The sequence below is a fragment of the Planctomycetia bacterium genome (assembly GCA_021413845.1).
Taxonomy (GTDB): Bacteria; Planctomycetota; Planctomycetia; order Pirellulales; family PNKZ01; genus PNKZ01.
This window is the reverse complement of sequence record JAIOPP010000099.1, coordinates 19230-43848: the sequence shown is the minus strand read 5'-3', so window position 1 is coordinate 43848 and position 24619 is coordinate 19230. Positions and strand designations below refer to the sequence as shown.

Below are 24619 nucleotides of genomic sequence, written 5' to 3'. Positions count from 1 at the left end.
TCCCGTAGGTCCGACGATCTAAGAACCATGTCGCAATTATTCGATAACACGATCGACTCCGACGAGCCCGCCCCAAGCGGGCTCGGGCCCGAGGCGCGCGCGCTGTTGGACGACTGGAGCCGCAACGGCCCTGAGCGGCGGATCGAAGGTTCGATCCTCGAGGTCTTCATGCGGCAAGCTGCGAGTCTGCCCGACGTCGTGGCCGTCGCGAAGGGAGACCGGAGCGTTACGTTTGCGGAACTGCATCGCGCGGCCGACGTCGTCGCCCGGCGCGGTTTACGTGCCGCTCGACCCGAAGTATCCGTCGCAACGCTTGAAATCGATCCTAGCCGACGCCGCGCCGAAGTCCGTCGTCTACGATCGACCGTTGCCGGCCGATATCGCGGCGACCGCGCAAAGCACGCTTTCGATCGCCGACTTCCAGGCCTTTGAAAAAGCCGACTCGATCGCGACAAAGAACGCCTTCCAAGACGCTCCGCACGCGCTGACCGATCGAGCCGTGGTCCTCTACACGTCGGGCTCGACGGGAACCCCGAAGGGGGTCGTGCTCACGCATCGCAATCTCGCGAACCACAACGCCTACGTCATTCGGATGCTCGGCCTCCAGGTAGGCGATCGACGCACGGCACTCGCTTCGATCAATTTCGATGCCTCGCTCGAAGAACATTTCTGCACGTTGAACGCCGGCGCAACCCTCGTGCTCCCCGGGCAGAACACGCTCGACTCGATGGACGGGTTTCTCAAGTTCATCGCCGTGGAGCGGCTTTCCGGCTTCTTCGTCACGACTTCGCTCTGGCGCGAGCTGACGAACTATCTCTACGAAACGCGCCGCGAACTTCCTCCGACGTTGCGCGCTTTAATGGTCGGCGGCGAACAAGCGTCGCTGGCCGTATATCGTAGATTTTTGCAAGTCGGCGGCCGGAAGATTCGCTGGATCAACGTCTACGGTCCCACCGAAACGGCGATCTATTCCTCGACCTACGAACACGATCCCGTGCGCGACGCCGACGCCGGCGATGCGCCGCCGATCGGGCGCCCGATCGATAACACGCTCCTATATCTTCTCGACGAGGCAGGCCGACTCGTCGCTCCCGGCAAGGAAGGGGAGCTTTACATCGGCGGGCTCGGAGTGTCCGAAGGCTATCTCGGGCGCGAGGATCTCACACGGCAAAAGTTCGTCGAGAACCCGTCGCCGGAGATTCCGCCGGGGCGTTACTATCGAACCGGCGACTTGGTGCGCTTCCGCGCCGACGGACAACTCGAATACGTTTGCCGACTCGACAACCAAGTGAAGCTTCGCGGCTTTCGGATCGAGCCGGGCGAGATCGAAGCGACGTTGCTGCAACATCCGACGGTGCGCGATGCCGTGGTCGTCGTGGTGACTTCGCCGTCGGCGACGCGCTATCTCGCGGCTTACGTGGTCTTGCAGCCCGGCGCGTCGTGGAGCGCCGAGGCGTTGCGGTTGTTCGCGCAAGATCGGCTGCCGGAATACATGGTGCCGCAGACTTTTCTGCAATTGGAAAGCCTGCCGCAAAGTGCGAACGGCAAGATCGATCGTCGCGCATTGCCGGAGCCCTTCTACTTCGAGCCGAAGGACGACGCGGAAGATCCTCAAGGAGCGATCGAAACGACGGAACTCGAACGACAGATTCTCGAGGTCTGGCGCGAGACGTTTCAGCTCGACGAGATCGGCCTGCACGACGACTTCTTCGCGCTGGGCGGCGACTCGCTCAAAGCGATGTCGCTCACGGCGAGGCTTGAAGCGACTGTCGGCCGCAAAGTGACGCCGACGATGCTCTTCGAGTGTCGCACGGTCGAGCACTTGGCCGCGGCGCTCGAATACTCGGTCGATGAAGTCTACGACGCGCCGGTCTTGCTGCGGGAAGGAGAACTCGGCCGACCGTTGTTCTTCCTCCATTCGCTGGCCGGCGATGTGTGGATCTATCGCGAAACGATCGCCGCGCTCCGTTCGACGCAAGCCGTGTACGGCATCCAATTGCCTCGACTCAACGACGAATCGCCCGACGCACACGTCGCGGAAGTCGCAGCGTGTGCGCGCGACTACATCGAAATGCTCCGTGGCATTCAGCCGCAGGGCCCTTATCGACTTGCCGGTTATTCGTCGGGCGCGTGGATGGCCTACGAAATCGCGCGGCAACTCGAAGCGCTCGGCGAAGAGGTCGAATTCCTTGGGCTGCTCGATGCCGGTGTCCCGCTCGCGCTCGAACGAACTCTGACCGCTTCGCGCTTCCATCGCCTTCGGGCCCTATCGCGCAATCTCCCGCTCTACCTCGGCGAACTCGCCGGCATGCCGGCGACCGAACGCCGCCGCGCACTCGCGCGCTGCCGACAGGCGGTCGCAAAAACGGCTCGTCGCTTACTCGGCCGCGCCGACCGAGCGCCGGCCGACGGCGACGCGGCGCAATGCACAGCCGACGGCGAGTTCATGAGCCACTTCGCGGAAGACATTTCGTTCTTCTCGCCGGTCCGGCTCCGGATGATTAAGGAACACTTCCACGCAATCGAGCGCTATATCGCCGGCCCGCTCCAAGGGGGCGCGCATCTGTTTCGCGCCGCCCGTCAACCGTTGTCCGCCGTGCAGACACCGCTGCTCGGTTGGGAGCATCTCATTCGCGGACCGATCCGCGTACGCAACATCACCGGCACGCATGCCACGCTGATGTACGGGGCACACGCGCTAGGGCTCGCCGCCGCGATCGACGACGAACTCGAGCGCCTGCCGAAGATCGAAGCGCCACGGCCGAAGCTTTACGAGCCGGTCGCAGTCTAGTCGCCAGCGCGACGAGCTACTTTTTCTTCTTCGTAGTTTTTTTCTTCGCGACCTTCGTCGGCGGCGACTTCGCCACGGCTTTTTTCACCGGCGCAGTTTTCGTCGCCGTGGCCTTCGGCTTTTCCGGTTTCGCGCCGAGTGCGTCTAAGGCCGCGAGGACTTCGGCATCATGACCGTCGACGTTTACCTTGCGCCACACCTTGCGCACGATGCCCGCGCCGTCGATCAGAAACGTCGAGCGCTGGATCCCCATCGACTTCTTGCCGTACATATTCTTCTCGCGCCAGGCACCGAACGCTTCGGCCGTCTTGTGGTCGACGTCGGCCAAGAGGGGAAAGTTTAAGGAGAACTTGTCGCGGAACTTCCCGTGGCTCTTCACATCGTCGGTGCTGATGCCGAGCACCGTAGCTCCGTGTGCTTTCAGCTCGCCGCTCCGATCGCGAAATGCGCAGGCCTCGCGCGTGCAGCCCGGCGTGTCGTCGCGCGGATAAAAGTAGACGACGACCGGCCCGCCGCGGAGTCCGCCGAGCTTGACCGGTGGCCCTTGATCCGAGGCGAGCGTGAAGTCCGGCGCTTTGCTTCCTTCTTCCAGCCAAGTGTCGTTCGTCGGTTTGCTTGGGTCGGCCATCGGGTGTTCTCGCTGAAAACGGCATGAAACGAGGCAAGATCGACACATTTTAGCGCATCTGCCGCTCTCCGCCGGCCCGGGAGGGGAAAATTCCGCCGCCCCGGCAAAGAACCTTCCGCCGATTCCTCTTGTCTCGGTAGAATGGAGATAGTTCGCAGCAGATTCACCCGAGGGACGGTCGTGGCCACCAGCAGCTTGAAAGTCGAAAACTCCGCGGTAGCGTCGCGCGAACGAGCATTGAACAGAGCCTTGGCAGCCGCTCAAACGGCACACGAAAATCGAGCCCGAGAGATCGTCGTGCTCGACCTGCGCGAGCTTACGACGGAGTTCGACTACTTCGTCATCGCGACCGGCTCCAGCACGCGGCAACTCCACGCCATCAGCGAAGAGATCGACCACAAGCTCGAAGACGATCTGCGCGATCGCCGGCTCGGCGTCGAAGGCTATCAAACCGGCGGCTGGATCTTGCTCGACTACGGGGACATCATCATCCATCTGTTCGACGGCAAGACCCGCGACTACTACCGCCTCGACGAACTTTGGACCGGCGCGAAGCGCGTACCGTTCACGCCGAAAGACCCAGCGAAGTAAAGTAGCAGGCACGTTCCACGTGCCGTATGCCACAAGCGCCGGACGAAGCGCACCGCCGGATCGAGCCGCCCTCTCGGTGAGCGAGGGACGTAAGTCGCCACTCTTCCACGCGCACCCGAGCTACCGAGCAACTCACGTCCCCCGCTTGCCAACGCCCCGCCGGGTTGAACAATCCGGTCGCATCGTTTCCAATCGGCGGATTACGTTTCTCTCGACTCGAATTTCCTCGACTAAGTTGAAGCCACGGCCATGAATGCTCGTCGATTGTTGCGCGATCGCCTCGAAGCGGCTCTCTCCGGTTGGGTCTCGCCGGCCGACATTGCGACCGTCGTCGAGATGGTCATCCCGAGCCAAGACCCGCGCAACGGCGACTACCAGATCAACAGCGCGATGCCGCTCGGCAAGCTCTTGAAGCGCCCGCCGCGCGAAGTGGCCGAAGAGATCAAAGCCAAGCTCGACGTCGCGGAATTTTGCGACGAGCCTTCGATCGCCGGCCCGGGCTTCATCAACTTGAAACTGCGCGACGATTGGCTCACGGCGCAATTGCAGATCGCCGTGCGCGACGAACGCTTGAACATCGCGCCGGTCGCCGAGCCGAAGACCTACGTCGTCGACTTCTCCGGCCCGAACGTCGCGAAACCGATGCACGTCGGACACATCCGTTCGACCGCGATCGGCGACAGCATTTGCCGGACGCTGAACTTCCTCTGGCACCACGCCGTCGGCGACAACCACATCGGCGACTGGGGGACGCAGTTCGGCATGATCATCTACGGCTTCCGCCACTTCCGCGACGAAGCGGCGTACAAGGCGAACCCGGTAGATGAGCTGTCGCGGTTGTATCGACAGGTGAATCAACTCGTCGGCTACTTCCAAGGCAAGGACGAGTTGCCGAAGCTCCGCGAAAAGCTCGCAGGCACCGAAGCGATGCTCCGAGTCGCCGAAGCGACGAAGCCGACCGGGGACAAAAACGCCGATAAAAAGGCCGCGCAAACGCTGAAGAAAGCGCAGCGCGACGTCGGCGAACAGCGCGAGGCCGTTGCCGATCTCGAAGCCAAGCTCGCGCAGATCGACGCCGACGCCGCACTGGCGAAGCTCGCCGCGGCGCATCCGAAGATCGGCTCGGCCGTGCTCGAAGAGACCGCGAAGCTGCACTCCGGCGATGCCGAGAACCTGCGGCTCTGGCAAGAGTTTATGCCGCCGTGCCTCACGACGCTGGAAGAGACGTACAAGCGATTATCGGTCACGTTCGACGAAACGCTCGGCGAGAGCTTCTACCACGATCAACTATCCGACGTCGTCGAAGAGCTCAAGCGTAAAGGGATCGCCCGCGAAAGCGACGGCGCGCTCTGCGTCTTCTTTCCCGACCAAGAAGTGCCGATGCTCATTCGGAAAAAAGACGGCGCGTTTCTCTACGCGACGACCGATCTCGCGACGATCCGCTACCGGATGCAGCGCTGGAAGCCCGACGCGATGCTCTATGTGGTCGACCATCGGCAGAGCCTGCACTTCGAACATCTGTTCGCCGCCGCGAAGCTCTGGGGTTTCGCTGCCTGCGACTTCCGGCATGTGAGCTTCGGCACCGTGCTCGGCAAAGACGGCCGGCCGTATAAGACGCGCTCCGGCGACGCCGTTGGACTCAAGTCGCTACTCGACGAAGCGGTCGATCGGGCTCATGCCATCGTGAGCGAGAACGACGATCGCAAAACCGGCGGCGCAGAGCTTAGCGCCGAAGATCGACGACGGATCGCCGAAATCGTCGGCATCGGGGCGTTGAAATACGCCGACCTGTCGCAGAACCGGACCAGTGACTATGAGTTCAGCTACGACAAGATGCTGGCGATGAGCGGCAACACGGCCACGTATATGCAGTATGCCTATGCCCGCGTGCGTAGCATCTTCCGCCGGGGCGAGATCCTAGTCGACATGCTGCGCCGCAGTGCGGCGGGAATGCAACTCGAGTTGCCTGCCGAGCGCGCGCTCGCGATCGCGATCTTGCGCTTCGAGGAAGCCCTGGAAACGGCGGTCGCCGACTTCCGCCCGAACGTACTCACGTCGTATCTCTACGATTTGGCGAACCACTACTCGACGTTCTTCGAGCAATGCCCGGTGCTGAAAGCGCCGACGGACGAAACGAAGCACAGCCGCCTATTGCTCTGCGATCTCACGGCCCGCACGATCAAGCTCGGCCTGACGTTGTTGAATATCGACGTCGTCGAGCAAATGTAGACGGGCAAATGTAGTCGGGCAGATGTAGACCGTCGTTCACTCCGGAAACAGCCGCAAATACTCTTGCTGGCAGAAGCGATCGGTCATGCCCGCGAGATAGTCGCACACGCTTCGGCCGAGGCCGTAGACTTCGATCCGTTGGCGAAACGACTCCGGCATCAGCTCCGGCCGCTTCGTAAAGCCGGCGAACATCTCGCGTAGCTGCTGTTGCGCAATGAGCCGGGAAGCGACGACCGTCGGGTGACGATACACGCGGGCATACAAGAACTTTTCCAACTCGGCCTTGAGGGCGAACAGCTCGTCGTTCGGCCGCACGATGACTTGCGCCTGCCGCACCTGCTCGGTCGATTCGATCCCCCAGGCTTCGAGTCGTTCGGTGGAGCACGCAAGCAAATCGCTCACTTGCCAATCGATCAGCTCATGCAAGATGCAGCGCTTGAGTTCGCCGGCTTCGAGCGCCGCATAACGGCTGCGGACGCGCGACGTCGCCTCGCGCCACAGCGGCACCTCGTCGAGCTCGGCGATCGTAAGCAAGCCGAGATGCAGCGCATCGTCGACGTCGTGCGTGTCGTAAGCCGTGCTGTCGGCCGCGTCGACGACTTGCGATTCCAAGAGCGGCCTCGTCGCCGAGCCCCGCTTCATCGCTCGCGTTTGCTGCCCTTCGAGCACTTCCAAGCTTAAATTCAGCCCCGAGAATTCCGGGTAGCGTTGCTCGATGATCTCGACGATGCGTAGCGCTTGCCGGTTGTGCGAGAACCCGACCTCGCCCGTGCTCGCCTGAGCCCGCACGCAGTCGTCGAGCACGTCTTCGCCGGCGTGTCCGAACGGGGGATGCCCGATGTCGTGCATGAGGGCGAGGGCTTCGATCAGGTCTTCGTTTAAGCGAAGCGCGCGGCCCAACGTGCGCGACACGCTCGCCACTTCGTGCGTATGCGTGAGCCGCGTCCGGTGGAAGTCTCCCATTTCGCGCGTGAACACTTGCGTCTTGCCGCTCAGCCGACGATAAGCCGTGCTATGCACGATCCGATCGCGATCGCGCTGGAACGGGCTCCGGTAGGCGTGAGTCGGTTCTTCGTGCTTCCGCCCCTTCGAGGCTGCGCCGGCCATCGCATAATCGGCCAGCAGCGCGCGCTCGCGATCGACGAATGTTTGCGACGATCTCTGTAGCGGGCCGTTAAACGGCGTCGGACTTGAGCGCATCCGTCAGGAACTCCCAAAGCGTGTCGAGCGATTGCGGGATGACCCGCACTCCGGCGAAGACCGGCATAAAATTCGTGTCGCCGTTCCACCGCGGAACGACATGCCAATGGAGATGGCCGGGCAGACCTGCTCCGGCGATCTTGCCGAGATTGAGACCGACGTTGATCCCCTCGGCGTTCAATTTTTTTTCGACGATACCGACGAGTCGTGCGAGCGTCTGCATTAGTTCCAAATGTTCCTCGGGCTCCAGTTCGTCGAGCCGGCCTTTGTGTGCTTGCGGTGCAATCAGCAGATGGCCGTTGTTGTAGGGGTAGCGATTGAGCACGATCAGCGTTCGCGCTCCCCGCCCGACGACGAAGTTGCGCCGATCATCCTCGGGCGTGGCGACGTCGCGGCAGAGGAAACACGCATGATCGGCCCCTTCGCGCCAGCGCGGTTCGGCCCGCGGCGCTTCGTCCTGGGCTTCCCCCCCTTGGATATAGCCGAGCCGCCAAGGAGCCCAAAGTTGTTCGTAGTTCATCGTCGAATGCTCCCGTGACGAGGGCTCGCGAAACCGCAAGCGGCGACGGCCTGCGTTGCTAGTAAGTCTATACGTGTGCTTCGTTTAAGGAAAGGCGTGCCGCCGCCGGCGGGAAACCTCAAGCCGGCAAGCTGTAACGGTCGAAAAGAACTTAAGGATCGCAACGATTCTCGGGATCATGCCGCGCTCGCGCGGCGCGTGTTACGATGAAGCGGTGTCGCCGGCCGGAGCTTCTTGTTCGGAGCTCGGCTGCGACGTCGTCCTCGTAGTGCGTGAGTTTCTCGATGAACGTTGCCCTTACGTCGCTTCGCCGCCGTAGGCCTTCGCCTGTTTCGCGCCCACAGACGGACGACGAACTATCGATGAACTTTCGTGTCGACCTGGAATCGTTTCGCGGCCCGCTCGATCTGTTGTTGTATCTCGTGCGCAAACACGAGATCGACATCGTCGACATGCCGATTGCGCTCGTCACGGAACAGTTCTGCGCGCATCTCGACTTACTGGAGAAGCTCGACATCGACGGGATCGGCGAGTTTCTCGAAATGGCGAGCACGCTGATCGAGATCAAGTCGCGGTTGGTGTTGCCGCACGCGGACGAAGTCGAAGAGCCGCTCGACGACCCGCGGCAAGACCTCGTGCGCCAACTGCTCGAATACAAAAAGTTTCGCGATGCCGCGAGCATGCTCGAAGACAAATGCCGAACGTGGCAAGAGCACTTCGGCCGGCTCGCCATCGAACGCCCGAGCCCGACCGACGATCTGGCGAACGAAGCGATTCAAGAGGTCGAGTTGTGGGACTTGGTCAGCGCGTTTGCGCGGATCGTGCGCGATCGCAAAGGCCCGGCGCAGACGAACATCGTGTACGACGACACGCCGATCCACGTGCATATGAAACGCATCGCCGCGTTGCTGAATGAACAGGGCAGTGTCGCGCTCGGCGAGCTCTTCGAGCCGGGCATGCACAAGTCGAAGCTCGTCGGCATGTTCCTCGCCGTGCTCGAATTGGCCCGGCACCATAGCGTGAAAACGGAACAGTCGAATCTGTTCGGCGAGATCATGGTCTTCCCCGGGACGTCGGGCAAGGTGTCGGTCGAAGACGATGCGGCGGACGAGTACGACCACCAACGGACGGACGATGTCCGCACCACGGCCGTCGCCGAACCTGCCGCCGACACGGCACACGCGCAACCCGCCGCGCCGCACTTCGCCGCCGCAGCCGAACCGGCCCGCACCCGCAAGCCGCGGGCGAAGAAGCCGAAGTAGCCGGCCGAATCATTCGTCTTTCGGACGACGATAGGGAAACCGGATCCAGCGGCGATGAATAGTATGACCGATTCGGGCGAGTTAGCGGAGATCGTTCGGCTGACGCTGCAAGTCTCGGCTGTCGCCGTGTCGTCGGCGACGCTCGTCGGCGTGCCCCTCGGGGCGTGGCTCGGGCTCGCGAAGTTTCCCGGGCGCGAGATCGTCGTCGGGATCATTCACACCGGCATGGCGCTGCCGCCGGTCGTCGTCGGGCTGCTCGTCTATCTGCTCCTCTCGCGCAGCGGACCGCTCGGCGCTTGGGGTTGGCTTTATACTCCGCAAGCGATGATGGTCGCGCAGTTCATCTTAGCGCTGCCGCTCGTCGTCGGCATTACCATGCACGCCGTGGCGGCGGTGCCGCGCGAATTGTTCGATCAACTTCGCGGGCTCGGCGCTTCGCCGAGCCAAGCGCGGCGCGCGATCCTCCGCGAGGCCCGCAGCGGCGTCGGCCTCGCAATCGCGACGGCCTTGGGGCGCAGCCTCTCGGAAGTCGGGGCAGTGTTGATGGTCGGCGGCAATATCCAAGGGCACACCCGCGTCTTGACGACCTCGATCGTACTCGAAACGGCGCGCGGAGAGTTTTCAATGGCGCTCGCGCTCGGAGCCGTGTTGATGACGCTGGCGCTCCTCGTCAACTTCGTTATCCTGCGCACGCAAGCGCGAGGGATGGCATGAGCGAGACGCCGCTAGTGCATGTCGATTGGATCGAAAAGCGCTTGAGCGCGACGTTTCGCCTGAGCGCTCCGACGTTGACGATTGCCCGCGGCGAAACGCTGGCGATCGTCGGGCCGACAGGTGCCGGAAAAAGTACGCTACTAAAGATGCTCGCCGGACTTATCGCGCCCGACCAAGGTCGCGTCTCGTTCGACGGAGCCGACCTCGCGAAGCCGGCGGAGAGCCAAGCGGCGCGGCATCGCATCGCTTGGATGCCGCAGAATCCGTTGATGCAGCGAGGCTCGGTTCGTTACAACGTCGAGTACGGTTTGCGGATTCGCGGCCTTTCCGACCAAGCGACGCGCAACGCGAAGGTCGACGCGATTCTGGCCCTGCTCGATCTCACGAAGCTCGCCGCGCAATCGGCACGAACTCTCTCCGGCGGGCAGATTCAACTGACCGCGCTGGCTCGGGCACTCGTCGTCGAACCGGAGCTCTTGGTGCTCGACGAGCCGACGGCGAACCTCGACCCGGCCCGAGTCGCGATGGTCGAAACAGCACTGCGCACGACTGCGCGCGAGCGCCGGCCGGCGATCGTGTGGGCCACGCACAACTTGTTCCAAGCCCGTCGCACGGCCGAGCGGGTTTGTTTAATATTAGACGGCGTGCCGATCGAAACGGCCGCGACGGAAACCTTCTTCACGCAGCCGCGCGACTCGCGCACTGCCGACTTCGTCGCCGGTAAGATGATCTATTAAGCACGCTTCGCCCGCCATGATGAAGGGACGCTTCTTATGAACCTTTCCCGTTGCTGGTTGCTCGCGTTGCTCGCCTTGTTGCCGGCGAGCGGCTGTAGCTCCGATACGAAACCCGCCAAGCAGCAAGCATCGGCGGCGGCGACGATCACGCTGCAAACGACGACGAGCCCGCGCGATTCCGGCTTGCTCGATTACTTGCTGCCGAAGTTTCGGGAGCAGTCGGGCATCGATGTGAAGGTAGTCGCCGTCGGGAGCGGACAAGCGCTTGAGAACTCGCGCCGCGGCGACGGCGATGTGATCATCTCGCACTCGCCCGAGGCCGAGCAGAAATTCATGGACGACGGTTTCGGCGTCTCGCGGCGTCCATTGATGGAAAACGATTTCATCATCGTCGGACCTGCGACCGACCCGGCGAAGGTGAAGGGCCTCAAGTCGGCGGCCGAGGCCGTGCGCACGATCTCGGAAGCGAAAGCCCCGTTCGTTTCTCGCAGCGACGAGTCGGGAACGCACGTCAAAGAAAAATCTTTTTGGAAGTCGGCCAAAGTCGAGCCGAGCGGCGATTGGTATGTTCGCGCCGGCTTGGGCATGGCCGATGCGCTGCGCATGGCGGACGAAAAGCAAGCGTATACGCTGACCGATCGAGGCACTTACCTCGCGCTCCGCGAGAAGTTGAAGAACGTGCCGCTCGTCGAAGGGGATCCGGCCCTGATCAACCGCTATTCGGTCATCGTCGTCTCGGCGGCGAAGCATCCCGGCTTGCATCAACCGGAAGCGACGAAGTTCGCCGACTTTCTCCTCACGCCGGAAACGAAGAAGCGGATCGGCGAATTCGGCCGCGAGAAGTTCGGCGAGTCGCTGTTTCGACCGGCGCCCTAACCCTTATCGGGCCGTTGGAACGGCGACGTCCTTCTTCTTCGTCAATAGCGAGACGAGGATCACCGTGGCGAAGCCGAGCGGGATCGTGACGATGCCGGGTTGGCTGAACGGCATCGGGGCCAAGTCGGGCGAGAGGCCGTAGACGTCTTTATAGGCATCGGCGCTGAGGAGCACCCAGCCGAGCGACGAGACCATGCCGACCAAGATGCCGGCGATGATGCCTTGCCGCGTCGTTCCCTTCCAGAAGAGCATCGTGGCGAGCGACGGCATATTGGCCGAGGCCGCGACGCTGAACGCCCAGCCGACCAAGAACGTCACGTTCATCTTCTCAAACAAGATGCCGAGGATGATCGCAATCACCCCGACGACGACCGACCCGATCCGCCCGAAGCGCACCTTCTTGTGGTCGTCCATCTCGAGCTTGAAGAAGCCGGAGAGCAGATCATGCACCACGGCGCCGGAAGCCGCGACGATCAGGCCTGCGACCGTTCCGAGCACGGTCGTGAAGGCGATCGCCGAAATGATCGCGAAGAGCGTCTCGCCGATGCTCTTCGCCAAGAGCGGAGCAGCCATGTTCGAGTTGGTCACGTCGATCGCGCCGCTCGTCATCGCGCCGAGGCCAATGAACAACGTGAGCACGTAGAAGAACCCGATCGAGGCGATGCCGACGACCGTACTCTTTCGCGCCGCGGCTTGGTCTTTCACCGTGTAGTAGCGAATCAGAATGTGCGGCAGCGAAGCGGTGCCGAAGAAGAGCGCGAGCATGAGCGAAAGAAAGTTCAGCTTCTTCGAGAACTCCGGCGCACGCAGGCCGGCGAACGTCGGACTGTTCCCCGGCATGAGGACGTCGGAGCCTTTCGTCGGCGTCGGATAGTAAACCGTGGTGACGGAGCCGTCGGCCTCGGTGATCTTCTTTTTGTCTTCGGCCCAGAGCAGCATCGTGCTCTGTTCGAGCGTACTTAAATACTCGAGCGGGCCGAGCTTCCCGGTCGACTTGGCATCGCCCGGCAACTTAGCCACCGTGCCGACCGGAAAGAAGTCGGCTTCGCCTGGTCCTTTGCCCCACGGCTTGCCGTTGACGAGCTTCTTGCCCTCTTTCGTGATCGTCGAGGCCTGGCATTCGATCAGTCCCGATTGCCCTTCGAGCTCGAACTTCTTCCAAACGGTGACGATTCCTTCGGCATCGCGAGTTCGGGAATAAGCCGATTTGCTCCAATCGCCGGTTGGTGCGACTTCGGTTGCCGATTTCGCTTCACTCGCCCCACTCAGCAAGATCCGCGGCCGGGTCGCCGCGTCGCTCTCCGAGGGATCGACGAGCCCGCGGTTCAAGATCGCCACGGTGAGCACCGTGCTGAACACGACCAACAGCGAGCCCTTGAGGAACTGCACGTACGTCGTGCTCACCATGCCGGCCGTGACGACGATCATCACGACCACGGCACCGACCAAGCAGACGCCGATCGCGTGGTCGAACCCTAGCAGCGGTTTCACGAGCGCGCCCGCGCCGACCATTTGCGGGATCAAGTAGAAGATGCTGACGACGAGCGTGCTGATGCCGGCCGCGAGCTTGATGCCGGGCGAGCCGAACTTCGCGTCGAGCGCGTCGGCGAACGTGTACTTGCCCAAACGCTTCAAGGGCTCGGCGACGACGAACAGCGCCACGACCCAGCCCGCCAGGTAGCCGATCGAGTAGAGGAACCCGTCGTAGCCGTAGAACGCGATCATCCCGCAGATGCCGAGAAACGACGCCGCGGAAAGATAATCGCCGGCGAACGCCACGCCGTTGACGAACCAATGAATCTGTCCGCCGGCGGCGAAATAGCTCTTCGCCGAGCTCGTCTTGCGCGCGAAGTAGAAGCTGATCGCCAACGTCACGAAGACGAACAGAGCAAAGATCACGACGGCCGAAAGCGAGGCTTCGTACTTCACGGGCACATCCTTATCGAGGCAAAAACGCAGACCGAAGAAACCGAAATCGAGCGAACGACGCGACTACCGAGCAGCACGGCAACAACGCTACCGCGGCGCATGCGTGCGGCAGATCCAAGCGTAGACCAACGCCAAGCAGAGCGCTTTGATGATGAGCCCGAAGCCGTAGAGCACGGCGACGTTCAAGCCGAACGGCCCGATGGTGCGCAGCGTCTGCGGCGAGAAGGCCGCGAGAAACACATAGATCGCATAGACGGCGAGATACAACACGAACAGCTTCATGCCGAGCTTGGCATTCCGCGCGGCCGTGATTTCATCTTCCGTTTCAATGTGCGTCGAAGGACCGTGGTCGAGACCCATAGCAGATGATTCCGAATGCAGGAGCGGAGATTAGTGCATCGACAGGCGCAAGCGGGGCCCCTCAGCGTAAGCGAAAGCCCGCCGAGGTTCCATCGGCTAACGACCGGCCGAGAGAGTTTTCCGAGACGGACCCGCTTAATAGACGGACGGTTTAATAATCCAGCACGACTTGCAAGATCGGCTGGCCGGCGTCGGGCATCGTGAGCGATTCGAGCAGCTCGGGCTTGCCCTGCGCCGTGAGCTGAGTCTTGTTGAAGTCGTTGACGGTCTTCAACACCTTCGTCCGTACGGCAGGCTGCCCACCGAAGACGACCATCAGCGTCGAGGCGGTCTCCGCCGTGCCGTTTTTCATCAGGGCGCTGGCATAGAACCGCACGGCTCCGGCCGCGTATAGGTCTTCCACAAGCTTCTTGGCGTCGTCTCGCTTGAGCTTGGCGTTGGTGAACTTATGGTTCGCTTCGTCCTTCAGCCAGGCTCGCGCCTCGGCAAACACTTCCTTAATTTGGTCGTATTGATTGGCCGAAAGCTTAGCGACCTCGTCCAACTGCTCGGGCGTCGCCTGAGCTCCTGCTTGCCCGGCCCCGCACGAAAACAACCCCACCACGGCAACGGCGAACGCGATGCGACGCAACATGCTTTGCTCCTCAAGATGTGAAATGGACGAGAAGGGACCGAGCCGGGCTATTTTGCAACCCGGCACGCCGCGAAGCAACGGGCCGCAACGTTGTAGGTATGCTCCGCATGCCGCGACCGAACCCGCGCCGCACCATCGTCGTCTTGGTAGCAGGCGAATTACGATCCCGACCTCTCTCGGCCGGGGCGCGCGTACCGGGCCTGCAACTTTGTCGTAACTTCGCTACGTCACTTGCTTTGATCGCGATCCTGCGAAGAAGCGTCGGGCATGCCGGCACGCCGCGGTTGCCGTTGACCCACCTTCGTGTTTCCCTAAAATACGGCACTCTTTAGACTTATCGCTCGAAAGAGTTATCGCTCTCCACCTTCTCTAGCACTGCGCCTGCCTGCCATGTCGACCGAAGATGTCAGTACGCCCGGAGTCCACGAAGCCGCGCGCCGCGAAAAGCTGCGCAAGATCACCGAGCTCGGGCACGACCCGTGGGGCCACCGGTTCGACGACCATCTGTCGATCGGGTCGATCCGCAAGCGCGAGAACGAAATCACGGAAGAGATCCCGGCCGAAGCCGCGGTCGAAGGGGCGCGCGACAAGGGCCCGATCTTGCATGGGCCGAAGGTGCGCGCCGCCGGCCGGATCGTGCTCCAGCGCACGAAGGGGAAGCTGATCTTCCTCGACATTAAAGATTGGACCGGCAAGATTCAGGTCTTCATCGGCCGGGGCCAAGTCGGCGAAGAGAATTGGGCGCTGGCCGAGAACTTCGACCTCGGCGACTTGATCGGCGTCGAAGGAGAGTTCAAGCGGACGAAGACCGGCGAGCTGACGATCTTCGCCGAGCAGCTCACCTTTCTCACGAAGTCAGTGCTGCCGCATCCCGATAAGTTCCACGGCATCCAAGACGCCGAACAGCGGCAACGGATGCGCTATATCGACCTCATTTACACCGAAGGGGCGCTCGATCGGTTCCTGCAACGAACCAAGATCGTGCAGTCGATCCGGAGCACGCTCGGCGGCGAAGGGTTCGTCGAAATCGAAGGCCCGACGTTGCACGCCATTGCCGGCGGCGCGGCGGCGCGCCCTTTCGAAACGCACCACAACGCGCTCGACATGCAGCTCTACATGCGCATCGCGCTCGAGCTGCACTTGAAGCGGCTGCTCGTCGGCGGCGTCGAAAGGGTTTACGAACTCGGCCGGGTCTACCGCAACGAAGGTATCAGCCCGCGGCATAATCCCGAATTCACGATGCTCGAGGTCTACCAGGCCTACGGCGACTATCGCTCGATGATGGACCTGACCGAGAAGCTGATCGTCGGCGCGATTCGCGCCAGCCGGCCCGCGGGCGACGATTCGCTGGTGTTGAAGTGGGGCGAGAAGACGATCGACTTCACGCCGCCGTTCCAACGCCTGAGTTACGACGAGCTCTTCGAGAAGCACGCCGGCGTGCGCCCCGACGACGAAGCCGCGGTGAAGGCGCTGGCGGAAAAGATCGGCTTCGAGACGACCGGCAAGCATCCGGATGTCATCAAGAGCGAAGTCTTCGAAGAGAAGGTGGAAGACGCGCTCGTCGGGCCGATCTTCGTAATCGATTATCCGGCGAGCATCTGCCCGCTGACGAAGCGGAAGCGCGACAATCCGCGCGTCGCCGAACGGTTCGAGCTGTTCGTGCATGGTATGGAAGTCGCCAATGCCTACACCGAGCTGAACGATCCGTACCTGCAAGAAGAGCTTTTCAGCGGCCAACTCGAAGGACAAAAAGAAGAAGATTCGATGTCGAAGATGGACCACGACTTCGTCCGCGCCTTGAAGCACGGCATGCCCCCTGCCGGCGGCTTAGGGATCGGTATCGATCGCTTAGTAATGCTGCTGACGAACGCCCAAACGATTCGCGATGTGATTTTGTTCCCAGTGCTACGACACGAAGTTTAGAGGGGCCAGGGCCAAGGATATGGCCGAGGGAATGCGAAAGCTTCGTCATTAGACATTAGTCATTCGTCATTCCCATCCTCCCACTTTCCGAAGAATAACCGCTTCGACAAACCAAGCCGCCCAACGAAACCCAAGGATGGGTAAATGTACGTCTTCCTCCTCTGCCGCAAATATCTTTCGACCCGCTACATCGCGCTGGCTTCGGTCGTGAGCGTGTTGCTCGGCGTGGCGACGATGATCGTCGTCAATAGCGTGATGAAGGGCTTCGCCGTCGAGATGCAAGCCCGCATCCACGGCGTCCTCTCCGACGTCGTCTTCGAGGCGCAGAGCCTCGAGGGGTTCGTCGATGCCCAGTGGCACATGAACGAAATCCGTAAGGCGGCCGGCGAGTATATCGAAGGGATGACGCCGACCGTCGTCGTCCCGGCGATGCTCAGCTATAAGGTGCAGCGGCAATGGGTCACGCAGCCGGTGCAGCTCATCGGCATCGATGCGCGAACGCAATCGCAAGCGAGCGACTTCGGGCAGTTCCTCCAACATCCCGACAACCGCAAGAACTTCAGCTTCAACCTCCGCGAGGCGGGCTACGACACGCAAGACGGCCGCCGCGCTTCGCTCGCCGAAGCCGGCTGGGGGCATCGTCGCGATGAAGCCGCGTTCAACCACACGCAAGCCGAGCCGCCCGACAACGATCCGCTCGGGCTGCGCGGGCCCGCCCCTTCGACATCGCCGAACGACGGCGCAGCGGCAAGCTCCCCGTATGCCGTAGCCGCCGGTCCGACCAATCCCGCGCCGCAGCCGAAGCCGGCCGTGCCGCAAAACGCGTTCGAGATCGCGCAGGCCGAGGCCGTGAAGACCGGGAATCCGTTTCCTGCCGCGCCGCCGTCGCAAAACACGTTCGATCCCGCCAAGCAGCAGCATTCCGGCCTCGTGCTCGGCATCGCGCTGGCGAGCTACCAAGATCGCGCGGGCCAAGAACAATTTCTCGTCATGCCTGGCGACGACGTCCGCCTCACGCTTCCTGCCGCCGGCACACCGCCGCGCGCGATCGACGACCTCTTCACGGTCACCGACTTCTACGAATGCAAAATGAGCGAATACGATTCGCAGTTCGTCTTCGTGCCGATCGAGAAGTTGCAGAAGCTTCGGGGCATGATCGACCCGCAAACCGGCAACGCGCGCGTGACTTCGATTCAAATCAAACTCAAGAACGATGCCGACGGCATCATCGTCCGCGACAAGCTCAAGGCCGTGTTCCATCCGCAGTTGTATCGCGTGTCGACGTGGCGCGATAAGCAAGGAGCGCTCCTCGCCGCCGTGCAAATGGAGACCGCGATCTTGAACGTCCTGTTGTTCCTCATCATCGCCGTCGCCGGCTTCGGCATCCTCGCGATCTTCTTCATGATCGTCGTCGAGAAGACCAAAGACATCGGCATCTTGAAGTCGCTCGGTGCTTCGTCGCGCGGCATCATGGGGATCTTCCTCGCCTACGGCTTATCGCTCGGCGCCGTCGGTGCCGGAGGAGGGCTCATCACCGGCCTCGCATTCGTCCATTACATCAACGAGATCGCCGACGTCCTCAGCCACGTGACCGGCCGAAAGGTGTTCGATCCGTCGATCTATTACTTCTATAAGATCCCTACGATCGTCGATCCTGCGACGGTCGCGATGATCGTCGTCGGCGCGCTCGGCATCGCCGTCGGGGCGAGCATCTTGCCCGCGCTCCGCGCGGCGCGCATGCATCCGGTCGAAGCGCTCCGTTACGATTAACGTCGCGCGACCAGCAACCGCCCCGCCCGAGATGCGTTACACGCCCTTCGCCCGATCCACCGCCGAGAACGAAGCATGTCTCCCTCGCAACCGCGCCCAACGTCCGACGAAGGGCAGCGCCTTTCGCCGCGCCTGCAATTGCTGAAGGCCGAGGAAGCCGATCCGGCCCCGGTCGTCGATCCGCAGCAGATCCATATCGAGGCGGTCGACCTACAGAAAAACTACTTCAAAGGAGCGCACAAGATTCCGGTGCTGCGGGGCGCAACGCTCCAAGTGCATCGAGGGGAATTTCTCGCGATCATCGGCTCGAGCGGCTCCGGAAAAAGTACGCTACTGCATCTGCTCGGCACGCTCGATCGGCCCGACCAGGGAGAGGTTCGGCTCGACGGCCGGCGGATCGACAACCGCCCGACGCGCGAGTGCGACGTGCTGCGAAACACGCAATTCGGCCTGATCTTTCAGTTTTATCATCTGCTGCCGGAAATGACGGCGCTCGAGAACGTGCTGTCGCCGAGCATGATTTCCGACGGCGTTTTCAAATACTGGCGCCGCCGGCGCGAACATGAAGCCGAGGCTAAGCGTCTGTTAGAGATCGTCGGCCTCGGGCACCGCTTGCATCACAAACCGCGGGAGCTTTCCGGCGGCGAAATGCAGCGCACCGCGATCGCCCGAGCCTTGATCACCGGACCGAAAGTGTTGCTGGCCGACGAACCGACCGGAAACCTCGACCGCTCGACCGGCAACGACATTCTGCGCATCCTGCGGTCGTTGAACGAACGCGAAAACCTCACTATAGTCATGGTCACCCACGACCTAGCCATTGCCGAACAGGCCGATAGAATCGTACGCTTGGTAGAAGGCCGCGTCGAACCGTAGCGAAGCAAAAACGTACGACACCCGAACACATTCGCCGGCGGCCGAGCCACGCAGCTCGCGCCGCCGACTTTATCGATATTGAATTTCGTAACGTTCGCGAAACCGCAAGCGAAGAACGATACCGCGAGAAAACACCTGAGTCTTTCGCATCCGTTCCGCCTCGTGCTTTTCCGAACTGCCCCCCGACCCCTGACCCCCGACCCCTTCCCCCCATGTCTCTCAAAATTTACATCGCCGGAAAGTTCTACGACAAAGCCGACGCCAAGATCAGCGTCTACGATCATGGGCTGCTCTACGGCGACGGCATCTTCGAGGGGTTGCGCAGCTACGGCGGCAAGGTCTTCCAACTGCAAGAGCATCTGCGCCGGCTCTACGAGTCGGCGAAGTCGATCTGGCTCGAGATCCCGATCTCGATCGAAGCGATGACGGCCGCGGTGCTCGAGACGTTGATCGTCAACAATCTGTCCGACGCCTATATCCGCCTCGTCGTCACGCGCGGCGCGGGGAGCCTCGGGCTCGATCCCACGCGCACCAGCGATCCGCAGATCATCATCATCGCCGACAAGATCACGCTCTACCCGCCGGAGTTCTACGAGAAGGGGCTCCAGATCATCACGGCGAGCACGATTCGCAACCATCCGGCGGCCCTGTCGCCGCGCATCAAGTCGCTCAATTACTTGAACAACATCCTCGCGAAGATCGAAGGGCTGCAAGCCGGCTGCATCGAAGCGCTGATGCTCAACAGCAAAGGTGAGGTCGCCGAATGCACGGGCGACAACATCTTCTTGATCCGACACAAGCAGTTGCTCACCCCTTCGATCGAGGCCGGCATTCTCGAAGGAGTGACGCGCGACGCCGTGATCCAACTCGGACGCGAGGCGGGCTTGGAAGTGCGCGAGATTCCGCTCACGAAGCACGATGTCTATATCGCCGACGAATGCTTCCTGACGGGCACCGCGGCGGAAGTAATTCCGGTCGTGAAGGTCGATAGCCGCACGATCGGCCACGGCGAACCCGGCCCGATCACGCGCGACCTCATGGCCCGCTTCAAGAAGCTGACGCGCGGCCAATAGTGCTCGCCTCGGAGACTACATCGCCATCGCGCGGCGGCGTTCCGCCATCGCGGGTTGCGGCGGCAGTTCCAGGCCTGCGCGGCGCAGTTCACTTTGCAGTCGGCGAACTTCCTGCTCGAGTTGGAACCGCTCTTGTCGCCACGCTTGGCCGCGCTGCAGCAGATCGGAGTCTTGCCGTTCGAGTTCCGCTTCGCGGTGCGTGAGATAGGCCGCTTGCTGCTCGATCTCTTCGCTCCGGGCATCGGCCCAACGCCGCAATTCGAGCGATTGCGTCCGCATCCGTTCGCTTTCGTTCGCGAGGTCGACGCGCAACGATTCGAGCTCGCCGGCCTGCGCCGAAAGATCGATCTGCACCAAGCGATACTGCTCGCTCAACTTGCCCCGCAGACGGGCCACTTGTTCGGTCAAAGCGGCCGGCGGGACGCTGCCCGAGAGCTGCGTCCAGAGTTCTTCGGCGGCGAGTCGCATCTCGAGCGTTTCGCGTTGCGAGGCGGCGAGCTCGTCTTGTTCTCGGCGAATCGCGGCGCGGCGGAAATCGAGTTGTTCGCCGTGGCGTTCGAGCGACTCGCGCCGCTCGTTCAACTCCATTTCCGCGCGCCGCCGCAATTCCGCCGCTTCGAGTCGGTCGCTTCTGCTTTGCGCGGCCAATCGCTCCCGTTGTTCTTCTAACTCCGCGCGCAGTCGCTCCCACTCGATCATCGCCGACTTCAATCGTAGCTCCTGTTCGCCGACGGCCGATTCTCGTCGACCGAGCTCCGCTTCGCGCTCGTCGAGCTCGGCCTGCATTTTCACTTGATATTCGCTCGGCTCGGCGGCCGTGCGCTCAATCTCTTCGCGCCGGCGGCGCAGGTCTTCGTGCCGGGCTTCGAGCACGCGCGCCGCTTCGATCTGCTCGGCACGCAGCTCTTCGCTCGTGCGCAGCGCGCTCCGCTCCGCTTCCGCTCGGGCCGCTTGAATCTGCGTTTGATGCTCGATCGCCAGTTGTTCCAACTCGGCGCGCCGCTGCTCGAAAGCTTCGTCGCGCGCCAGCACCAAGGCTTCGTGCTCGGCGGCTTTCAGTCGCACCGATTCCTGCCAGTCGGCTTTCGTCCGCTGGAGCTCTTCGTAGTGTCGAGCCACGGTCTCTTCGACTTCGTTAAGACTCGCGGCGCGTTGCGAAGCGATTTCCGCTTGCTGCCGGCGAACGTCGTCGATCGTCGCTTGCAGTTCTTCGCGCCGCGCTTCGACTTCCGCCAGAGCACTGCGCTGCGCCGCCATCGCCGCGCCGGCTTCCATTGCGACCTGTGCGGTGCGCTCTTCGAATTCGCGCTCGCGCCGTGCCGCCAAGTCGGCGATTTCCTTTAGCGCTTCATCACGGGCCTGCTGCGCCGCTTCGACTTCGTTCCACACGTCGGTCGCTGCGCTTTGGATCTCCGTCAGCTTGATGTAGCGTTGCTCGATCTCGGCCTCGCGGGCCGCGAAGCCCGACTCGCGGTCGGCCAGCTCCAACCGGCGTTCGGTAAGCCAGGCCTGCGCCGTGCGACGATCTTGATCGTGCAGCGCCAGTTGCCGTTGCCACTCCGACTCGCGACGATCCAACTCTTGCTGCCGCGACCTCAGATGCACGGCCAATTGCCGCGCCTGATTGCGCAACAACTCGACCGCTTCCAAGTCGACGACGACGGGCTCGACCTCGTCGAGTTCTTGAGCATCGCTTTCCGCATCGACGGAAGAGTCTTCAAGCACCGTCGCGTCGTCGAGCAAAGCGTCGTCGTGGGCAGACTCATCGTGGGCCGATTCGCCGAGTTCATCGTCGGCAAGTTCGTCGCCGGCGAGCGCGTCTTCCGCCTCGCGGCGTTCTCCGTGCGGCGGGTCGACGCGCGTATCGGTCGACAAGAACCGGCTGCCGGTTTCGTCCGTGGTTCGCGATCGGGTTTCGTTCCGCGTTTTCTTCGCCATGCCGCACCTCGCGCCGCTGATCGGGTCGCCGAAGTCGTGTCGACGCTAGCAGCCCGAGGGCCGCGCAATCGCCACAACCGGCAAAGTCTTACAGCCACGTAAATCGGCAATCGGCGCGATGAAGTTGACGGCAGTTTGGAGATTTTGCAGAAAGATTAACGCCGCCGGCGATGCATGTGGTGCTGAACTTCCCTAACGTTAGACTAGCAGTCTGAAAAACGCTCACGTCCACCACCACGGTGTTAGATGGCCGCAGTCCAAACGGAAAGGTCACCGTACTTCCGAACTGCGCTCAATGTCATTATCGGAATGATGGCGATTTCGCTTCTTTGGAGCTTGCTCAGTTCGGGTGGCACAGGTGAGGCCCACTACCGAAGCTTTGGAAATCTAGAGACGAAATATGCTTGGCGAGCGCGCGGAATCTTCCCTGCAAAGGCGGAATACCTCTTCGTTCTTTCAGATTATCCTTTGGACTTGGAGTATCTGAGAGATCTCAAGCTCTGGAGAGTTCGCTTCCGAAACGAAAAGCAGTTTGAATTCTCCGCTGGCGACGAATCCCTACTATGGATCGACACGGAATACGGAGTGAGACGCTTGGATGTGCGCCCGACAAAGAACCTATTCGATAAAATCGAAGCTCGACGAGCAGAAGCCGAATCACATCGATTTACGTCTGCGGAGCAGTTCTTAGAGTTCGTTAACAAAAGCTAGCGACTCAGGGCATAAAAAACCGCGAGGAGGAAGCAAGACCGAAGCGCCGCAACTCGGCAGCACCTCGGCCCAGCCTCCTCCCCGCGAGAAGACTTCTGGTTTTCTGACCCCCGACCCCTGACGCCCGACCCCTGCTTACTTAGCCGCATCCAGCGCCGCTTGCAGCACGCTCTTCGGCTTCGCACCGACGAAGCGATCGACCACTTCGCCACCCTTGAAGATCATCAACGTCGGAATGCTTTGCACTCCGTAAGCTCCGGCCGCTTGCGGGCTGTCGTCGACGTTGACCTTGCCGACCTTGATCGAACCGGCATATTCGGCCGCTAAGGCATCGATCATCGGCGCGATCTGACGGCAAGGGCCACACCACGGAGCCCAGAAGTCGACCAACACGGCTTGGCCCGATTTAAGTACTTCCGCATCGAAATTCGCATCCGTGAATTCGACCGTATTGGCACCCATGAGACTACTCCTCAACGAAAAGTTATTGATTGGCTGTTGGCGACGAAGTTGTAATGCAGGCGAATTATAGGGTCCACCGGGCTGTCGTCCAAGTCCCGACCTGCCCCTCTCACTGATATACCGAGGCCAGCCGAAGTTCTTACACGCTACACGCAATTGCGGTTTGAAGCCGTAAGATATCGACTTGTCTCGACGTTTACGGCGGTTGCTTTCTACGGCAAAGCGGCTCGAATGGTTCGCTCCGCCGTCGTATTCCGACTTTCGCTCCGACATGAAGGGAACCACGCCGATGTCGCACGCCGCCCCATCCTCGAACGACGCACCCGCCGGCGACGTTCGCTTCCCTTGTTACTTAGTCACGAAGGACGCCGCCGGGGTTCGGGGGGAAATCACGACCAAGTCGATCGACGAACTGCCCCCGGGCGAGCTCCTGATTCGGGTCGCGTATTCCTCGCTGAACTTCAAAGACGCCCTTTCGGCGACCGGCAATCCCGCCGTCACCAGAAAGTTCCCCCACGTGCCGGGCATCGATGCGGCGGGGACCGTCGTCGCGGTCGCGAACACGGCAGGCGCCGCGACCGAGATTCGCGTCGGCGATGCCGTCGTCGTCACCGGACACGACCTCGGGCAGAACACTTGGGGCGGCATGGCCGGCTACGTGCGCGTGCCGGCCGCGTGGGCCGTGAAGCTGCCGTCGAAGCTCGATCCGCGCGCGGCGATGATCTACGGCACGGCAGGGCTCACGGCGGCGCAATGCGTCGAAGCGCTCATCGCGCGCGGCGTCGCCCCGGCAAGCGGCGAGGTCGTCGTCACCGGCGCATCGGGCGGGGTCGGCTCGATTGCCGTCGGGCTGCTCGCGAAGCTCGGCTACGAAGTAACCGCGGTCACAGGCAAAGCCGAGGCGAAGGAGTTGCTCACCAAGCTCGGCGCCAAGCAATTTCTTGCCCGCGCCGATGTCGAAGATGCGACGACGAAGCCCTTGCTGAAAACTCGCTTCGCCGGCGCGGTCGATACGGTCGGTGGAATCACGCTCGCGACGCTCGTGCGCAGCATGAACCGCATGGGAGTCGTCGCGGCTTGCGGACTCGTTGGCGGTGTGGACGTGCCGCTCACGGTGATGCCGTTCATCTTGCGCGGGGTCGACCTCGTCGGCATCGATTCGGTCGAGTGTCCGCAGGCGCAGCGCGAGCGAATCTGGTCGAACCTCGCCGACGCTTGGCGCCTGCCGCTGCTCGCCGAACTCGCCACGGAAGCGGCGCTCGCCGATGTGCCGGCGCAAGTCGAGCGCATTCTCAAGGGTGGCGTCACCGGTCGGGTGATCGTTCGCCCGACGGCATAAGCCGGTTTCGATCGCTTGAATTGCCGTGCGGCACGCGCTGCGGCGCTTCCCTGCGC

23 protein-coding genes are annotated in these 24619 nt (G+C 62.2%); 14 read left to right on the top strand and 9 right to left on the bottom strand.

The window, feature by feature from the left end:
- Window positions 1-36 precede the first annotated feature (36 nt).
- On the bottom strand, window positions 37-246 hold the full coding sequence (locus tag K8U03_18500; protein MCE9606882.1) for a hypothetical protein: 210 nt from the start codon (window positions 244-246) through the stop codon (window positions 37-39).
- Between K8U03_18500 and K8U03_18495 the strand changes: the two genes are divergently transcribed.
- Window positions 233-2791, top strand: coding sequence for an amino acid adenylation domain-containing protein (locus tag K8U03_18495; GenBank protein ID MCE9606881.1), 2559 nt, complete (start codon window positions 233-235; stop codon window positions 2789-2791). The genes K8U03_18500 and K8U03_18495 overlap by 14 nt on opposite strands.
- A gap of 16 nt (window positions 2792-2807) precedes the next feature.
- Here the strand turns inward: K8U03_18495 and bcp are convergent, their stop codons facing one another.
- A complete protein-coding gene (gene bcp / locus K8U03_18490) occupies window positions 2808-3419 on the bottom strand; it encodes a thioredoxin-dependent thiol peroxidase (GenBank protein ID MCE9606880.1) in 612 nt (203 codons plus the stop codon).
- Window positions 3420-3560: 141 nt separating this feature from the next.
- Between bcp and rsfS the strand changes: the two genes are divergently transcribed.
- Both rsfS and argS read left to right on the top strand, forming a co-directional pair.
- Window positions 3561-4010: a ribosome silencing factor gene (rsfS, locus tag K8U03_18485; protein ID MCE9606879.1), complete on the top strand. Its 450-nt coding sequence runs from the start codon at window positions 3561-3563 to the stop codon at window positions 4008-4010.
- A gap of 249 nt (window positions 4011-4259) precedes the next feature.
- Window positions 4260-6239 (top strand): arginine--tRNA ligase, encoded by a 1980-nt coding sequence (gene argS, locus K8U03_18480; protein ID MCE9606878.1) that lies wholly within the window; start codon window positions 4260-4262, stop codon window positions 6237-6239.
- 36 nt (window positions 6240-6275) lie between these two features.
- On the opposite strand, the gene dgt is transcribed toward argS, so the two are convergent.
- A complete protein-coding gene (gene dgt, locus K8U03_18475) occupies window positions 6276-7439 on the bottom strand; it encodes a dNTP triphosphohydrolase (protein ID MCE9606877.1) in 1164 nt (387 codons plus the stop codon).
- Window positions 7414-7959, bottom strand: coding sequence for an HIT domain-containing protein (locus K8U03_18470; GenBank protein MCE9606876.1), 546 nt, complete (start codon window positions 7957-7959; stop codon window positions 7414-7416). The genes dgt and K8U03_18470 overlap by 26 nt, the downstream gene beginning before the upstream one ends.
- 178 nt (window positions 7960-8137) lie before the next feature.
- Here K8U03_18470 and K8U03_18465 point away from each other — a divergent pair, with 178 nt between their 5' ends.
- The 5 genes from K8U03_18465 to K8U03_18445 all read left to right on the top strand — a co-directional run bounded on the left by K8U03_18465 (window position 8138) and on the right by K8U03_18445 (window position 11548).
- Window positions 8138-8278 (top strand): hypothetical protein, encoded by a 141-nt coding sequence (locus K8U03_18465; GenBank protein MCE9606875.1) that lies wholly within the window; start codon window positions 8138-8140, stop codon window positions 8276-8278.
- A gap of 43 nt (window positions 8279-8321) precedes the next feature.
- Window positions 8322-9221 (top strand): segregation/condensation protein A, encoded by a 900-nt coding sequence (locus K8U03_18460; protein MCE9606874.1) that lies wholly within the window; start codon window positions 8322-8324, stop codon window positions 9219-9221.
- A 63-nt stretch (window positions 9222-9284) separates the two neighbouring features.
- Window positions 9285-9935 carry an ABC transporter permease gene (locus K8U03_18455; protein MCE9606873.1) on the top strand — a complete coding sequence of 217 codons (651 nt, stop codon included), beginning with the start codon at window positions 9285-9287 and terminating at the stop codon, window positions 9933-9935.
- Complete coding sequence (locus K8U03_18450; protein ID MCE9606872.1) at window positions 9932-10672, top strand: ATP-binding cassette domain-containing protein; 741 nt, start codon at window positions 9932-9934, stop codon at window positions 10670-10672. The genes K8U03_18455 and K8U03_18450 overlap by 4 nt, the downstream gene beginning before the upstream one ends.
- A 36-nt stretch (window positions 10673-10708) precedes the next feature.
- Entirely contained in the window at window positions 10709-11548 is an 840-nt protein-coding gene (locus tag K8U03_18445) for a substrate-binding domain-containing protein (protein MCE9606871.1), read from the top strand.
- Window positions 11549-11551: 3 nt separating this feature from the next.
- Here the strand turns inward: K8U03_18445 and K8U03_18440 are convergent, their stop codons facing one another.
- The 3 genes from K8U03_18440 to K8U03_18430 all read right to left on the bottom strand — a co-directional run bounded on the left by K8U03_18440 (window position 11552) and on the right by K8U03_18430 (window position 14471).
- Window positions 11552-13477: a cation acetate symporter gene (locus K8U03_18440; GenBank protein MCE9606870.1), complete on the bottom strand. Its 1926-nt coding sequence runs from the start codon at window positions 13475-13477 to the stop codon at window positions 11552-11554.
- Window positions 13478-13564: 87 nt separating this feature from the next.
- Window positions 13565-13837 carry a DUF485 domain-containing protein gene (locus K8U03_18435; GenBank protein MCE9606869.1) on the bottom strand — a complete coding sequence of 91 codons (273 nt, stop codon included), beginning with the start codon at window positions 13835-13837 and terminating at the stop codon, window positions 13565-13567.
- A gap of 151 nt (window positions 13838-13988) precedes the next feature.
- Complete coding sequence (locus tag K8U03_18430) at window positions 13989-14471, bottom strand: hypothetical protein (GenBank protein ID MCE9606868.1); 483 nt, start codon at window positions 14469-14471, stop codon at window positions 13989-13991.
- Window positions 14472-14861: 390 nt separating this feature from the next.
- Here K8U03_18430 and lysS point away from each other — a divergent pair, with 390 nt between their 5' ends.
- The 4 genes from lysS (at window position 14862) to ilvE (ending at window position 20113) form a co-directional block, all read left to right on the top strand.
- A complete protein-coding gene (lysS, locus tag K8U03_18425; protein MCE9606867.1) occupies window positions 14862-16394 on the top strand; it encodes a lysine--tRNA ligase in 1533 nt (510 codons plus the stop codon).
- A gap of 144 nt (window positions 16395-16538) precedes the next feature.
- On the top strand, window positions 16539-18164 hold the full coding sequence (locus K8U03_18420; protein MCE9606866.1) for an FtsX-like permease family protein: 1626 nt from the start codon (window positions 16539-16541) through the stop codon (window positions 18162-18164).
- Between the two features lie 75 nt (window positions 18165-18239).
- Complete coding sequence (locus K8U03_18415; GenBank protein ID MCE9606865.1) at window positions 18240-19040, top strand: ABC transporter ATP-binding protein; 801 nt, start codon at window positions 18240-18242, stop codon at window positions 19038-19040.
- A 212-nt stretch (window positions 19041-19252) separates the two neighbouring features.
- Window positions 19253-20113: a branched-chain-amino-acid transaminase gene (gene ilvE, locus K8U03_18410; protein ID MCE9606864.1), complete on the top strand. Its 861-nt coding sequence runs from the start codon at window positions 19253-19255 to the stop codon at window positions 20111-20113.
- A gap of 15 nt (window positions 20114-20128) precedes the next feature.
- Here the strand turns inward: ilvE and K8U03_18405 are convergent, their stop codons facing one another.
- Window positions 20129-22051, bottom strand: coding sequence for a hypothetical protein (locus K8U03_18405; GenBank protein ID MCE9606863.1), 1923 nt, complete (start codon window positions 22049-22051; stop codon window positions 20129-20131).
- 246 nt (window positions 22052-22297) lie between these two features.
- Here K8U03_18405 and K8U03_18400 point away from each other — a divergent pair, with 246 nt between their 5' ends.
- Window positions 22298-22762 (top strand): hypothetical protein, encoded by a 465-nt coding sequence (locus tag K8U03_18400; GenBank protein MCE9606862.1) that lies wholly within the window; start codon window positions 22298-22300, stop codon window positions 22760-22762.
- A 135-nt stretch (window positions 22763-22897) separates the two neighbouring features.
- Here the strand turns inward: K8U03_18400 and trxA are convergent, their stop codons facing one another.
- Window positions 22898-23224, bottom strand: coding sequence for a thioredoxin (trxA, locus tag K8U03_18395; GenBank protein MCE9606861.1), 327 nt, complete (start codon window positions 23222-23224; stop codon window positions 22898-22900).
- Window positions 23225-23513: 289 nt separating this feature from the next.
- On the opposite strand from trxA, the gene K8U03_18390 reads away from it, so the two are divergent.
- Window positions 23514-24563 carry a YhdH/YhfP family quinone oxidoreductase gene (locus K8U03_18390; GenBank protein MCE9606860.1) on the top strand — a complete coding sequence of 350 codons (1050 nt, stop codon included), beginning with the start codon at window positions 23514-23516 and terminating at the stop codon, window positions 24561-24563.
- The last annotated feature ends 56 nt before the right edge of the window (window positions 24564-24619 follow it).